Raw genomic sequence first — 14715 nt, 5'->3', positions numbered from 1 at the left:
GAAATACGATTTATGGACATACAACTCGAAAAGAAAAAGGGACTACGACCAAAACATTACGGCTATATTGCCCTAGGGGTATTGTTACTTTTTACGGCGTATCAACTACTGTTTGCCAGTTCCGTTTCCACCTTCCGTACCGAAAAGGATAAACTTTCCATAGCCCAGGTCACCCAAGGAAAATTTGATGACTACATCACCATTAATGGCTTTGTGGCCCCGATCACCACAATTTATATGGATGCCTATGAAGGAGGTAGGGTATCCGAAAAATTGATAGAGGAAGGTGCCATGGTAAAAAAAGGGGAGATTATTTTGAAGTTGGAAAACATGGGGCTATATGAGCAGATATTGCAGAGTGAGAGTAATTTGGCCTTAAAGCAGAATGACCTCCGCTCTACCCGTTTGAATTTTGATTCGCGTCAGGTCGATGGGCGAAGAAATTTAGCCACAGCCCAAAACGACCTGACTCGGACAAAACGGAATTATGAACAGAACAAGGCCCTTTATGAAGAAGAGCTTATCTCGCAAGAGGCATACCTGGTCTCCAAGGAGAACTACGAACTCTCCCAAAAGCAGTATGACATCGTAAAGCTCCAGACCGAACAGGACGATGAACTCAGAAAGACCTCCCTTGCCGGCCTGGATACCGATTTGGAGCGGATGAAGAAAACCCTTTCCATGGTGTATGAACGCTTGGATCATTTGAATGTTCGTGCACCTGCAGATGGGCAATTGGGCTTTTTGGATGCAGAGATAGGACAGAGCATCGCCCAAGGAGAGCGTATTGGCCAGATCAATGTATTGACGGATTACAAAATCGAGGCCTCTATTGATGAGCACTATATAGATCGGGTACAACGCGATTTGACAGCCATTTTGGAAAGGACCGGCAAGGAATATCCATTGCGCCTGCGCAAGGTCTATCCCGAGGTACGAAATGGAAAATTCAAGGTGGATCTGGTATTTACGGAAGAAAAACCGGAAACTATACGGACCGGGCAGAGCTATAACATCAAATTGCAGTTAGGAGAATCATCGGACGCCCTGTTGTTGCCTAAGGGAAGCTTTTTCCAAAGCACCGGAGGTCAATGGATTTTTGTCGTAGGATCCAATGGGGGCGAGGCTATAAAGCGTAACATTCGAATCGGGAAACAGAATTCAAGATTCTATGAGGTGTTGGAAGGGTTACAGGATGGTGAGAGTGTCATAACCAGTAATTATGACAGCTTTGGGGAAGCGGAACGGATTGTATTGAAATAATTTCCAGAGCCCGCATTGGACAAAACCAGTTTAGAATTATGAACAGAAAAAATAAAGAAATACTGTCACCAAAACGAAATATTGAAGTCATTAATTATAACGCGTAAAACCCAATCAGGAAATGATGATACAGATTAAAGAATTAAAAAAGAGTTTTAGAACCGAGGAAGTGGAGACCCTGGCCTTAAACAAGGTAGACCTCAAAGTGGAGGAAGGCGAATTCGTAGCCGTAATGGGGCCTTCCGGTTGTGGGAAATCCACCTTGCTGAACATCATCGGCATGCTGGATAACCCTACAGAGGGCAGTTACCAATTTGCAGGCCATGAAGTAGCCGGACTGCGGGAAAGCCAGCGGACCCAACTACGAAAGGGAAATCTTGGGTTTGTATTCCAAAGCTTTAACCTTATCGATGAGCTTACGGTCTTCGAAAATGTAGAGCTTCCGTTAATCTATCTTAAAATGGGAAAAAGCGAACGCCGAGAAAAGGTAATGAAGGTATTGGAACGAATGAAGATTGCGCACCGCGAAAAGCATTTCCCACATCAATTATCTGGAGGGCAGCAGCAACGTGTGGCCATTGCACGAGCCGTGGTAACTACCCCCAAATTGATATTGGCGGATGAGCCCACAGGGAATCTCGATTCCAAAAATGGACTCGAGGTCATGAACCTGCTCACGGAACTCAACCAAGAGGGTACTACCATAGTAATGGTAACCCACTCTAATCGCGATTCGCATTATGCCCATCGTATCGTAAACCTCTTTGACGGGCAGATCGTAACCGAAAGCCAAAATAGGGCTATCGGGGCCACGGTCTAGACTTGTCCAAGGCTTAACAGCTGAGGATTAAGGAGTTTATTCATCAATCATCGGATACTGGAACCCCAGAGGAGGGTCAGTATCAAAAGGCGAAAGGGCCATGTTTAAAAACTATTTGAAAATTTCGTTGAGGCATATCTGGAAGCATAAAGGGTTGTCCCTCATCAAAATTGTTGGTTTGGCAATGGGAATATCGGCGTTCCTATTGCTTGCCCTATATCTAAAACATGAGCTCAGTTATGATAACTTTTATCCTGATAAGGATAGAATCTACAGGGTAACCACAAAATATTTGGAAGAAGGTTTCTATGGGGTCGATTATCCGGCACCTTTTTCCAAGGTATTGGTGAACAACTTTCCCGAGGTTGAAGCAACGGGAAGGTTTATGCCCATAAGTTGGTTTAACCAAATAAGACCGAGCAATCAACAAGAAAACTATTTTGAAGAAGGGTTTGCCTATGTAGATCTGGACCTTCTAAGCATATTGGATATTCCCATTGTAAGGGGCACGTATGAAAATACCATGGGCGAGCCCAATACTATCTTAATATCCGAAAGTAAGGCCCACAAATACTTTTCAAATACAAATCCCGTAGGACAAAAGCTTGTCATAAACAACAATGAAGAAATACTGTATAATATAGCGGGCGTGTTTAAGGACTTCCCCACCAATTCCCATCTTGATGCTGATTTTTTGGTTTCTTTGGGCGGAGTTGAATTTTGGCCCGGTGAACAGGAATATTGGGGAGCCAATATGTATGACGTTTACCTAAAGTTGGACCCAAGGGCAAATGTTAACGGGTTCAATGACAAATTATCCAATATCACCACAAAGTACTTTCTGCCAAGTTGGATCGAGAGGGATTTCTCAAATCCACAAGATATCGCCAATAACATAAAGCATGAACTACAGCCTATAGAGGAGATTTATTTGGGTTCTGAAGCGATTAGGGATAATCTTCCCCATGGCAATAAGCAAATGTTGTGGCTTTTTGCTTTTTCCGGCCTGTTGATAATCTTAATTGCCTGCATAAATTTTATCAACCTATCCACAGCCCGCTATACTATAAGATCCAAGGAAATTGGATTAAGAAGAGTAATCGGAGCAAGTAAAAAACAGGTGGTTTCACAATTTTTGGTAGAATCTATATTGTTTAGCATACTGTCACTGCTCATAGGGGTTTTGCTGGCCTATGCGCTTCTTCCCTTTGTTAACGGGATTATGGCAAAATCATTGGAATTTCCCAATTGGACAATTGGGGGAATCTCTATTCTTTTTGCAAGTGCTATTTTCCTTGGGATTATTACCGGCCTGTATCCATCCTTGTATTTGTCAAAACTTAAAATGGGTTCAAGCGGAAAATCAAATTCCACCGGGGTAAAAGTAAACATCTCTTTTAGGAATTCCCTGGTGGTCTTTCAATTTGTGGTTTCCATAGTCCTGATTATTTGTACCATAGTGGTGTACCGGCAAATGAAATTTGTTTCCGACAAGAATCTGGGATTTGATAAGGAACAGGTTTTGGCCATAAAAGGTACTGATGGTCTTGGACCAAGAATTTCCACTTTTAAAGAAAGGATTTTGCGATTAAATGAAGTAAACAATGCTTCCATAAGTGATTACTTACCTGTGGAAGGTGCAAGGCGCTATTCGGATTCTTTTTGGAAACAAGGAAGACAAAGTATGGAGCAGGGCATAAACTCGCAAATATGGAGTGTTGATCATGATTACGTTCCCACCTTGGGAATTACCATGGTCGAAGGACGAAATTTCAATGAGAAACTGGTTTCGGATTCAACGGCAATACTCGTTAGCAAGACATTTTCAGAGAAATTAGGTGTGGACAATGTCATTGGTACGAGGATTACGAACAAGGAAAAATCTTGGAAAGTTATTGGCGTTTTTGAGGATTTTCACTTTGAATCCTTAAAGCATCAAATCTCTTCATCTGCATTGATTCTAGGCCAATCCAACTCGATGATTTCCGTCAAAATGGAGGCTAGCAACCTAGAGTCGGCACTATCTTCAATAAAAGAAGTATGGGATGTTATGAACCCAACATTTCAATTTCGCTATGATTTTTTGGATGAGCGCTTTGTAGCAATGCATAAGGAGATTGAAGGCACGGGAAAACTATTCAATGCTTTTGCGATACTTGCCATAGCCATAGCATGCCTTGGCTTATTTAGCCTAACCACGTTTATCGCGGAACGACGTAGGAAAGAAATTGGTATAAGAAAGGTTTTAGGTGCTTCCGTAACGAGCGTTACAGCCCTAATCTCAAAGGAATTTCTTGGGCTCGTTTTAATTGCTATTACAATAGCGGTCCCAATAGGCGGATATATTATGAATAGGTGGTTGGAAGATTTTGCTTACCGCATAAATTTAAAGTGGTCCATATTTTTCATGGCAGGATGCATAGCCATTTTAATTGCACTGATGACCATAATGTATCAAAGTGTAAAAACTGCGCTTTCCAATCCGGTAACAAGCTTGCGCACGGAATGAAATAGATGATAGACAATGGGCAAAAGATATTGAACCGAAAGGGTAGGAAGTTGAAGGCAAGCCAAGGGCCTTCTAGTTCTAGAACGGAAAGTTGAAACCAGATTTACGAGACTCTACCTATATCGAAGGAGTAACGATTTGAACAACCACAAGTGGCGGGATATTGACAGAAATCGAGAGACAGGTGAGCCATTGAGAATAATATATAGATTTCCACTTTTGCGGATATGACTTAAAACGGTGAATGATGTTAAAAAACTATATTAAAATAGCAATACGAGGTATGGCCCGTAGCAAGCTCTTTACGGGAATCAATCTTATTGGCCTTGCCGTTAGCATGTCCGTCGGTCTTTTAATCATGACCTTTGTTACCGATTTGATGTCCTATGACAGCTTCCACAAAAACAAGGACAACATATTTAGGGTGCTTACCCTAGATCAAAAAGCCAATGCGCCCTCAGAGTATCTTGCCTCTTCCTCTCTGCAAACCGGGCGTAGTATTAAAGAAACACTTTCCCAGGTAGGGGATGTTACGGTATTACACAACGGATTTAACGGTGTAGCCTCAACAGAGGATAAAGCCTTGCCTTTACAAGCGTATTGGGCGGACAATTCATTTCTAAAGATGTTTACCTACCCCCTTTTAGATGGGGATTTCGGATCGGCTTTGGAAGATCCGTATTCTTTGGTTTTGACCGAAAAATGGGCCGAAAAAATGTTCGGTACAGCTGATGTTCTTGGTAATACCCTCACATTGGATACCCATATATATAAGGTTACTGGGGTTATGAAGGATATTCCAAAACTGTCGCACCTCAGTTTTGAGGCGTTGATTTCTTTTTCCACTGCGGAACTTCAATTTGAAAATCCGGAAAGCGGTTTTGCGGACTGGGACAATATCTACCAGAATTATACCTATATCCTCCTTCCTCCCAAGCATGATTTGGAGGCCTTACAACAAAATCTTGATCAACTGGCCCAGTTGGAAAACTCCAAACTTAAGAACAGGGAAATTACCCTGGCCTTGCAGCCACTCACCGAAATTTCAATAGGAAAATCCATTGCCAATGAAATAGGTCCTACCATTAACAATGTTGCCATTTGGGTATTGGTGGCATTGGCATTGATCGTAATTGCCTCGGCATGTTTTAATTATACCAATTTGTCCATTGCACGGGCGTTAAAACGGTCTAGGGAAGTGGGCGTCAGAAAGGTGGTCGGGGCCAATAAAGGGCAGCTAATCACACAATTTATGGTGGAGTCGATCGCCATAGCATTGGTTTCACTTCCTTTGGCAGTTCTACTGTTTCTTTTCTTAAGAGAAGAATTTATTTCCCTGCACTCTTATATAGACCATCTGGCGGTTATGGAGGTATCTCCCAAATTAATGATCGGTTTTGTTTTACTTGCCATGGGTATAGGCACCTTTGCCGGGCTGTTCCCCGCCTTTTTCTTTTCAAAGATCAAAGCGTATAAGGTTTTAAAAGGAGCATCCTCCCTAAGACTTTTTAAAAGAGTGAATCTTAGAAAGACCCTTGTAGTGGTGCAATATACCTTTTCACTCATTTTTATTACTACTACAATAATAGGATACGCCCAATACAGGAGTTTTGTGTCTTTTGATCTTGGGTTTCATACAGAGAACATCGTTAACATACACCTTCAGGGGCATAAGGCCGATATTTTGGCCGAAAAACTTTCCAAGATACCCGCAATTGGCGAGATATCCCAATCACGTATAGTTACCAGTCTTGGGCAGAACAACAGAATGCTATTAAAATACAAAGACCCAAATGATTCGGTTTCGGCTTTGGCCAATAGGGTGGATGAAAAGTATTTGCCCTTGCACGGGCATGAGTTCTTGTCTGGTAGCAATTTTAGGGCAACGGCTACCGATGAGGTAATTGTCAATGAAAAGGTGTTGAAAAGGTTCAATATTGCAAAGGGAGACCCTAATGAGGCCATAGGGGAGCGTATTTTAGTAGATGGCAAGCACCGAACAATTACGGGAGTGCTTAAGGATTTTCATTATGAAAGAGTAGAAAGTGCCATAAAGCCTACTGCGCTTACCTATTCCGCGGCACCGGGAGGGTTTATCAATGCAAAGGTAACGACCAAGGATTGGCCGGAGACCTTGGCGGCTATTGAAAGTGCCTGGAAAGAGGTTGACGCAGTACGCCCGTTAGAAGCCAAGCTCTATGTAGATGCCATAGAAAGGGCGTTCAGTCCCATTTCGATGATTGTTAAGGTCATAGGTTTTCTATCATTCCTGGCCATTTGTATTTCTTCCTTGGGGCTATTGGGAATGGTGGTATTTACCACCGAAACAAGGTTAAGGGAGATAAGTATCCGCAAAGTCCTGGGTGCGGCCAAAACAAACCTTGTGTATGTATTGGGCAAGAGTTACCTGTCTTTGCTTACCATAGCCGCTCTTATTGCGCTGCCAATTACTTATTTATTGTTCGACAAGCTCATTTTGGTCCATTTTGCCTATCACAAGGCCATTGCATTTGGTGAGCTTACCTTAGGTTTCCTTGGGGTGTTGCTTTTAGCTTTGGTGATGATTGGTTCGCAGACTCTAAAAGCGGCGAATATGGACCCCGCACAAATCCTGCGGGACGAATAAACTGTATTTATCATAAAAGAACTGTTATGCTTAAAAACTATTTAAAAATCGGATGGAGGAGCCTTAAGAAGCAACCTTTTTTCACCTTTCTCAACACATTTGGACTGGCCATTGGTATGGCAGGCGGACTTCTTATCGCCCTGTACATCCATGACGAATTGAGCTATGATACCATGTTCCCCGATGCCGATCGTATCCACCGGGTTAATGCGGATATAAAGTTTGGAGGTGAGGACCGCAAGTTTGCCGTTACTCCTGCCCCCATGGCAGAGGCACTGGACAGGGACTTTTCTGAAGTGGAGCTGAGCACCAGATTTCGTACAAGGGGTAGTATGTTGATCAGAAAATCGGGTACCGAGGTCAATGTTAAGGAACTACAGTCCACTTTTGTGGATTCCACCTTTTTTGAAATGTTCGATGTAGCGCTTTTGGCGGGCGATATAAAAACAGCCTTAAAATCTCCCAATACCTTGGTAATGACCAAATCGGCGGCGGAAAAACACTTTGGCATCCAAGATGCCTTGGGTCAAAACCTGCTTTTGAACAATACGGAAACCTATACGGTTACCGGAGTAATTGACGATTTCCCCAAAAACTCATTCCTAAGGGACCATTCGATTTTTATGGCTATGGCCGGTTACGATGATTCCCGTGTAGTGAACTGGGGCAGTAACAACTATCAAACGTTCATTAAGTTAATTCCATCGGCCAACATCGAGAATTTACAAGCGCCCTTACGGGACTTTTTGGGTAAATATGTAATTCCGGGGGTGCAACAATTTATGCCGGGCATTACCGAGGAACAGTTCAAGGCCGCCGGCAACCATTTGATCTATAGCACCATTCCACTTACCGATATACATTTAAAATCCGATAGGGTAGCGGAAATAAGCGGTAACAACGATATTCAAAGTATATACATCCTATCTTTTATTGCCATATTCCTGATTGTTCTGGCCAGTGTAAACTTCATGAATCTAAGCACCGCCCACTCCTTAAAAAGAGCCAAGGAAGTGGGTATACGAAAAACACTGGGTTCCAATAGAAGAGAGCTTATCCGTCAATTTTTAATCGAGTCGGGTCTGGTTTCTTTCGGTTCTCTTTTGGTCGCTTTTATACTGGCCATCCTGGTTTTGCCCTATTTCAATACCTTGGCGGATAAGGATATTTCCATGCCCTATGCAAATCCTTTCTTTTGGTTGGTTTTGTTGGTTTCGGGAGCGGTGCTGGCACTTTTTTCAGGGAGCTATCCAGCATTTTTTATCTCGAAATTTGTCCCGGTAAAAGTGCTCAAAGGCATAACGGGCAATAATTTAGGAGGAGGAGGAATACGAAACGGGTTGGTGATATTTCAATTTGCAATTTCCGTTTTTTTGATAATCGGTACATTGGTCGTGTATCAGCAATTACAATATATTCAGAATAAAGATCTTGGTTTTTCCAAGGACCAAGTGCTCATCGTCGACGATGTCTTTACCGCTGAAAATCAAGTGGCTTCTTTTAAGGAAGAAGTGAAAAAATTGGCGTTTGTCGAGAACGCTACCCTTAGCAGTTTTTTTCCAACCCCCTCGGGTAGATCTGATACTGTTTTTGCCCCAGAGGAAGGGGCTACAGATCAGGAAAATGCCGTAAGTATGCAGACGTGGGGCGTGGACCATGATTATGTATCTACCATGGGTCTTGAGGTTGTTGCCGGGAGAAATTTTGACCGGGCGTTCAAAAATGATTCAACAAGTATAATTATCAATGAATCCGCAGTGGCCACCATCGGGGTTTCTCCCGAAGATGTCATTGGCATGCGCTTTACTCAGGGTCTGGGTCAAGAAAACCCAAAATATTTTACAATTATCGGCGTGGTAAAGAACTTCCATTTCTCCCCTTTTAGGGAAGAAATAGAGGCCTTGAGCCTTCATTTGAGCGACTGGGCGGGTTCCATGGCCGTAAAGCTCGAAACCGATAATTTTTCAAATGCAATTGCAGGTATAGAGGGGATTTGGAACAAAGTGGCTCCTGGCCAACCCTTTGATTACTACTTCATGGAAGAATCATTTAACGATACCTATAAGTCCGAACAACGCTTGGGTCGCATTTTCATCATATTTACCACACTATCCATTTTAATCGCTTGCCTTGGCTTATTTGGATTGGCGGCTTTTAACGCTGAAAAAAGAACTAAGGAAATCGGTGTGAGAAAGGTGTTGGGTGCCAGTGTGGGACAAATTTCATATCGACTCACTTTGGATTTCATCAAGCTCGTGGGCATAGGCATACTTATCTCTTTGCCCATTGGTTGGTATGCCATGGATCAGTGGCTTCAGGATTTTTCGTATCGCATAGAAGTCAATTGGTGGATACTGGCATTTGCAGCCTTTTTGGCCCTGGGAATTGCCATAGTAACGGTTAGTTATCAAAGCATCAAGGCTGCGGTGGTTAATCCGATAAAAAGCTTGCGAACAGAATAAACAGCGATGTAGGATGATGGATAAAAAAAGACTAGAGGTTTTTCATTTCATCATTCGGACAATGTCCGATTAGGAAACCAAAACATACGACCATGTTCAAGAACTATCTGAAAACTATTTTTCGCAGGGCCATCAGGGACCGATTAAACACATCGATCAACCTTTTTGGGCTTTCTGTGGCTATAGCCAGCTGTTTGATTATTTTTTTATTTGTTGATAACGAACTCAACTACGATGGGTTCCATAAGGATGCCGATAAAATCTACAGAATTACCACCCATGAGACTACGGAAAATGGGACAGTCAGAAACTATGCAAACTCTTTTATGCCGTATGCCCCCTTGTTGGAATCCAAGTTTTCCTCCATTGCGAAAACGGCGCGCTTGCTGCCACAAAGCGTTAGCGTAAGCGATGACAAAAAATTGAATGTTTTCCAAGAACCGCGGTTTTTTTATGCAGACCCTACTTTTCTGGAAGTCTTTTCCTTTCCTCTTGTCCAAGGGAACAGGACAACTGCACTAGAAGCACCGGATAACATATTGATTACGCAATCTGTCGCAAAAAAGTACTTCGGTGAAGAGGAAGCATTGGGAAAAGTGCTTCATGTGGAACAAGACTATGCGTTTAAGGTAGCTGGCATACTTGCCGACATACCCGAACAATCCAGCGTAAAGGTTGACTTTATAGTCCCTATGGCGGCAGCTGAAGAAATATGGGGCCCCTGGATAGCCGACCCAAACCGCACATGGTACTATCCTCCTGTATATAGTTTTGCAAAACTCAATACGCAAGTTGCCGTTGAAGAAGCTACCCAGTACGTTAAAAGTGTTGAAAAACAATTCCTTCCGAACCATGTTGCGGACAAACGTTCCCATTCTCTTCAGAATGTGACCGATGTGCACTTTTCCAGTTTGGAAAATGAGTTGCAGCCTTCCATAGACAAAAACGTGCTTTACCTGTTCATAGCGGTGGGTATTGTTATACTGCTGGTGGCCGCATTCAATTTTGTAAATCTTTTTCTCACTAAAATAGTACTACACCTGAAAACCTTGGGAATCCGGAAGGTTCTTGGAGCGGATAATGGCAGTATTGGGAAGCATTTATTGTTGGAAAGCCTTGCTTTTCTCTTTGTCTCACTGGTATTGGCATTTGTTTGGGGAGTGTTGTTTCTTCCTGGGTTCAATTCGCTAATGAAAACCCAATTAAGCCTATTTTCGGTTTTCAACAACGGAGTAATCCTTTACTTATGTGGACTATTGTTGCTAATAAGTGTATTGGTCTCTTTTACACCACTATGGGTTATTTCCAAATATAGGCTTATGGCCTTTCTGAAAGGAAGGGGAACATCCCTGTTCAAAGGGAAAAAGTCCTCTTACATTCAATCTTCCTTGTTGGTCTTTCAATTTGTAGTTGCCATAACGCTTATTATTTCCACGGTTATCATGCAATCCCAGATGCATTACATACGGGACAAGAACTTGGGAATTCAACAGGATCAAGTTTTGGTGGTTCCCGTTCGTGATGCCGCTATTCAAAATAGATTCAATGCTTTGAAAAACCAAATCCTCCGGTTGAACGGGGTAAAGGAAGTTTCCGCTATTTCTAACTTTCCATGGGAAAAGGGCTTTTACGACTTTGAGACTACGGTAAACAATAAGGGTCAGGTCACCAAAGCCAATGCAAACACCCTCCTAGTGGACGAGAGTATCATAAATACACTGGATATGACCCTTGTTAAGGGAAGGGGCTTTTCAAGGGAATACGGTACCGATTCCACTATGGCTTATGTTATGAATGAGGCGGCAGCCCTAAAGTTTGGAATTGAGGATTTGGAAAACGTTAAATTGGCCATGAAAGGCGTTTCCTCTTCGGCCACCAAGGAAGGAGGTTTAATAGGTATCGTAAAAAACTTTCATCTACAGTCCTTGCATGAAAAGATCCAACCCCTAATTCTTACCGTTGCACCGGAAAGCTATTTTCTGGATAATATCGTAATCCAATTGTCGGGTGCAAATCTATCTTCCACGATTAGGGAGGTTGAGGCACAATTGAAAGCGTATGCCCCGGGCAGGCCCTTTGAGTTTTTCTTTCTGGATGAGGCATTTGAACAATTGTATGAAAGAGAGGCACTGATCGGTGCGCTTTTCCAATATTTTTCGATCATCGCCATTGTTATCGCTTGTCTTGGGTTGCTGGGAATAACTGCGTTTACGGCAACACAAAGGCTTAATGAAATTGGCATACGTAAAGTATTGGGTTCCTCTGTGACAGGAATAGTGGGCTTGCTCACATCCGGCTTCATAAAACTTGTATTAATTGCCGTTGGAATCGCTACGCCCATAGGGTGGTGGATGATGACCAAGTGGTTGGAAGGCTTTGCCTATAAAACAACTATTGGCTGGTGGGTGTTTGTCTTGGCAGGAAGTTCTGCCTTAGTTATAGCTTTTATCACTGTAGGGTGGCAAAGCTTTAAAGCCGCAACGACGAACCCTGTTGAGGTGTTGCGAAATGAATAATAAATCATCAATTGGCCCTGTGGATTTTACGGAGCGAGGTCGAAGTAAAAAGAAGGGTTAAAAACAAAAGATTATGTTTAGGAACTATCTAAAAATCGCTTGGCGGAATTTATGGAAGCATAAGATTTATTCGGTCATCAATGTGGGCGGATTGGCCATTGGAATGGCTGTTGCCCTGATGATAGGACTTTGGGTGGCGGACGAATTGAGCCGAGACAATTATTTTGGCAAGAAAGACCAAATTGCCCAAGTTTATCAAAACCGGACTAGAAACGGAAGTATCGATACCGGAAATGCCATTCCCAGGCCCTTGGAGTTTGTTCTCCGGGAACAATATGGAGACTATTTTAAACATATCGTAATGGCGTCTTGGCAATGGAAACAAAGCTTGGAGTACAATAACAACATTATATCCCGCATGGGGAATTACATGCAGGCCGGTATCGCGGATATGTTGGACCTGAAAATGGTGAACGGCCAGAAAAATGGCCTTCAGGACATTGATGGTATCATGTTGGACGAATCCACTTCCCAGGCTCTTTTTGGATTGGAAGACCCCATAGGAAAGGTTGTTAGGATCAATAATGAAATTGAGGCAACGGTTACCGGGGTGTTTGAAGATATACCTTTCAACAATTCGTTCCATGGCCTCCAATTTTTACTGCCTTGGGAACGATACGTTTCATGGCGCGAATGGGTCGCCGAGGCTAGGGATAGTTGGAATAATAACTCCTTCCAGATGTTGGTTCAAATTGCAGACAATATGAATATGGACGAGGTTACCGCCGTAATTAAAGATGCCAAAAAAGATCAACTTCCCGAGACCGAAAGCAATCCCCAACTCCTCCTTTTACCTATGAAAGATTGGTATTTGCGTGGCGATTTTGAAGAAGGTCGCCAAGTAGGCGGTCGGATTACCTATGTTAAACTATTTGGGTTTATCGGTATTTTGGTATTAGTGCTGGCATGCATCAATTTTATGAACCTTAGTACGGCGCGATCCGAAAAGAGGGCCAAGGAGGTTGGACTTCGAAAAACGATCGGCTCCAATAAACGCCATTTGATACATCAGTTTCTTGGGGAATCCTTTATGGTAACTTTATTGGCTTTCTTTTTGGCGGTTATCTTGGTGTTAATCTTCTTGGACGGTTTTAACCAGCTGTCCGGAAAAGAGGTACATTTCCCATGGAATAGCCCTTTATTCTGGATAGCCTCAATATTGTTCATAGGCATAACATCACTGCTATCGGGGAGTTACCCTGCACTATATCTATCTTCTTTTAAGCCTGTAGAGGCTTTAAAGGGTACGCTCAAGACCGGAAAGCTTTCAGTGCTGCCCAGAAAGGTTTTGGTGGTAGTACAATTTACGGCCTCGGCGGCATTTATCATCGGCACCCTTGTAGTACTGCAACAGATTCGTTTTGTAAAGGACAGGCCGGCTGGTTATACTAAGGAAGGGCTTATACAAATTCCCGCGGCCGGGCGGGAGTTTTCGGAAAAAAGAGATCTTGTCCGCAATGAATTCCTGGCGTCGGGTGCCGTAACCGAAATGTCGACCTCCAGTGCCCCCACTACGGAAATTTGGTCCAATACGGGCAATTATACCTGGGATGGAAAACCGGACGATTTTCAAGTAAGTTTGGCTTGGACTTTCGTATCCCCTCAATATGCCAAATCCCTGGGATTGCAGATAATCATGGGAAGGGATTTCTCCAAGGAGTTTCCTACGGATTCCAATGCCGTCCTCATCAATAGGGCAGCTATGAAATATATGGGCCTTACTGATCCGATCGGCAAATTCCTAAGGGAATCGGATAGTGAAAACCCTGGTCCTCCCTTACAAATTATCGGGGTCATCGAGGATATGATTGTGCAATCTCCTTTTGAACCGGTAAGACAAGGGGTGTACGCATTCGATAAGTTTGGTATAACCAATTTCTACAATCTTCGGTTAAATCCACAAAAAAGTACGGAAGAAAATCTTGCCAGGATAGAGGGTGTATTTAAGGAGCACTTCCCCAAAACTCCTTTCGACTATCAGTTTGTTGACAATCAATATGCCATCAAGTTCCAATCGGAGGAACGTGTGGCCAGTTTGGCCGGCATCTTCACAGTCTTGGCCATCTTCATAAGTTGTTTGGGACTCTTTGGACTTACTGCTTTTGTGGCCGAACGGCGTACCAAGGAAATAGGGGTACGTAAGGTTCTCGGTGCTTCCGTATTTGGCCTTTGGAAAATGCTTTCCAAGGATTTTTTGGTGCTGGTCCTCATAGCATGCGCAGTCGCTGTACCTATAGCCTTTTATGTAATGCGAGGATGGTTGCAAAATTATACCTATAGGATAGACCTGTCCTGGATGCTATTTGCCGCAGCAATTTTTGGGGCCTTGTTCATCACGGTCATTACGGTAAGTTTTCAGGCCATAAAGGCCGCCAACACCAATCCTATAAAGAGTTTACGGATGGAGTGAATCCCTGATGTAGCCCGAAGTATCTGCCTGAATGACGTTGTCGGGCAGG

7 protein-coding genes are annotated in these 14715 nt (G+C 43.1%); all 7 read left to right on the top strand.

Annotated features, from left to right (window positions below; genetic code table 11):
• Positions 1–12 precede the first annotated feature (12 nt).
• The 7 genes from Q0993_RS12585 (at position 13) to Q0993_RS12555 (ending at position 14666) form a co-directional block, all read left to right on the top strand.
• Positions 13–1263 carry an efflux RND transporter periplasmic adaptor subunit gene (locus tag Q0993_RS12585; protein WP_299533502.1) on the top strand — a complete coding sequence of 417 codons (1251 nt, stop codon included), beginning with the start codon at positions 13–15 and terminating at the stop codon, positions 1261–1263.
• A gap of 124 nt (positions 1264–1387) precedes the next feature.
• Positions 1388–2083 carry an ABC transporter ATP-binding protein gene (locus tag Q0993_RS12580; RefSeq protein ID WP_299534015.1) on the top strand — a complete coding sequence of 232 codons (696 nt, stop codon included), beginning with the start codon at positions 1388–1390 and terminating at the stop codon, positions 2081–2083.
• A gap of 100 nt (positions 2084–2183) precedes the next feature.
• Positions 2184–4592, top strand: coding sequence for an ABC transporter permease (locus tag Q0993_RS12575; RefSeq protein WP_299533500.1), 2409 nt, complete (start codon positions 2184–2186; stop codon positions 4590–4592).
• Between the two features lie 244 nt (positions 4593–4836).
• Complete coding sequence (locus Q0993_RS12570) at positions 4837–7218, top strand: ABC transporter permease (RefSeq protein WP_299533498.1); 2382 nt, start codon at positions 4837–4839, stop codon at positions 7216–7218.
• A 26-nt stretch (positions 7219–7244) separates the two neighbouring features.
• Entirely contained in the window at positions 7245–9680 is a 2436-nt protein-coding gene (locus Q0993_RS12565) for an ABC transporter permease (protein ID WP_299533497.1), read from the top strand.
• 92 nt (positions 9681–9772) lie between these two features.
• On the top strand, positions 9773–12196 hold the full coding sequence (locus Q0993_RS12560; RefSeq protein ID WP_299533495.1) for an ABC transporter permease: 2424 nt from the start codon (positions 9773–9775) through the stop codon (positions 12194–12196).
• A 73-nt stretch (positions 12197–12269) separates the two neighbouring features.
• Positions 12270–14666: an ABC transporter permease gene (locus Q0993_RS12555; protein WP_299533493.1), complete on the top strand. Its 2397-nt coding sequence runs from the start codon at positions 12270–12272 to the stop codon at positions 14664–14666.
• Positions 14667–14715 lie beyond the last annotated feature (49 nt).

Source organism: Ulvibacterium sp. (genome assembly GCF_028285715.1).
Lineage (GTDB): Bacteria > Bacteroidota > Bacteroidia > Flavobacteriales > Flavobacteriaceae > Ulvibacterium.
The sequence above is the reverse complement of the archived record's forward strand: the minus strand, read 5'-3'. Positions and strand labels throughout refer to the sequence as shown.

Bases quoted from the DNA above. Each gene is read 5' to 3' on its own strand.
- Q0993_RS12585 (WP_299533502.1), top strand. From the start codon at position 13: ATGGACATACAACTCGAAAAGAAAAAGGGACTACGACCAAAACATTAC.
- Q0993_RS12580 (WP_299534015.1), top strand. From the start codon at position 1,388: ATGATACAGATTAAAGAATTAAAAAAGAGTTTTAGAACCGAGGAAGTG.
- Q0993_RS12575 (WP_299533500.1), top strand. From the start codon at position 2,184: ATGTTTAAAAACTATTTGAAAATTTCGTTGAGGCATATCTGGAAGCAT.
- Q0993_RS12570 (WP_299533498.1), top strand. From the start codon at position 4,837: ATGATGTTAAAAAACTATATTAAAATAGCAATACGAGGTATGGCCCGT.
- Q0993_RS12565 (WP_299533497.1), top strand. From the start codon at position 7,245: ATGCTTAAAAACTATTTAAAAATCGGATGGAGGAGCCTTAAGAAGCAA.
- Q0993_RS12560 (WP_299533495.1), top strand. From the start codon at position 9,773: ATGTTCAAGAACTATCTGAAAACTATTTTTCGCAGGGCCATCAGGGAC.
- Q0993_RS12555 (WP_299533493.1), top strand. From the start codon at position 12,270: ATGTTTAGGAACTATCTAAAAATCGCTTGGCGGAATTTATGGAAGCAT.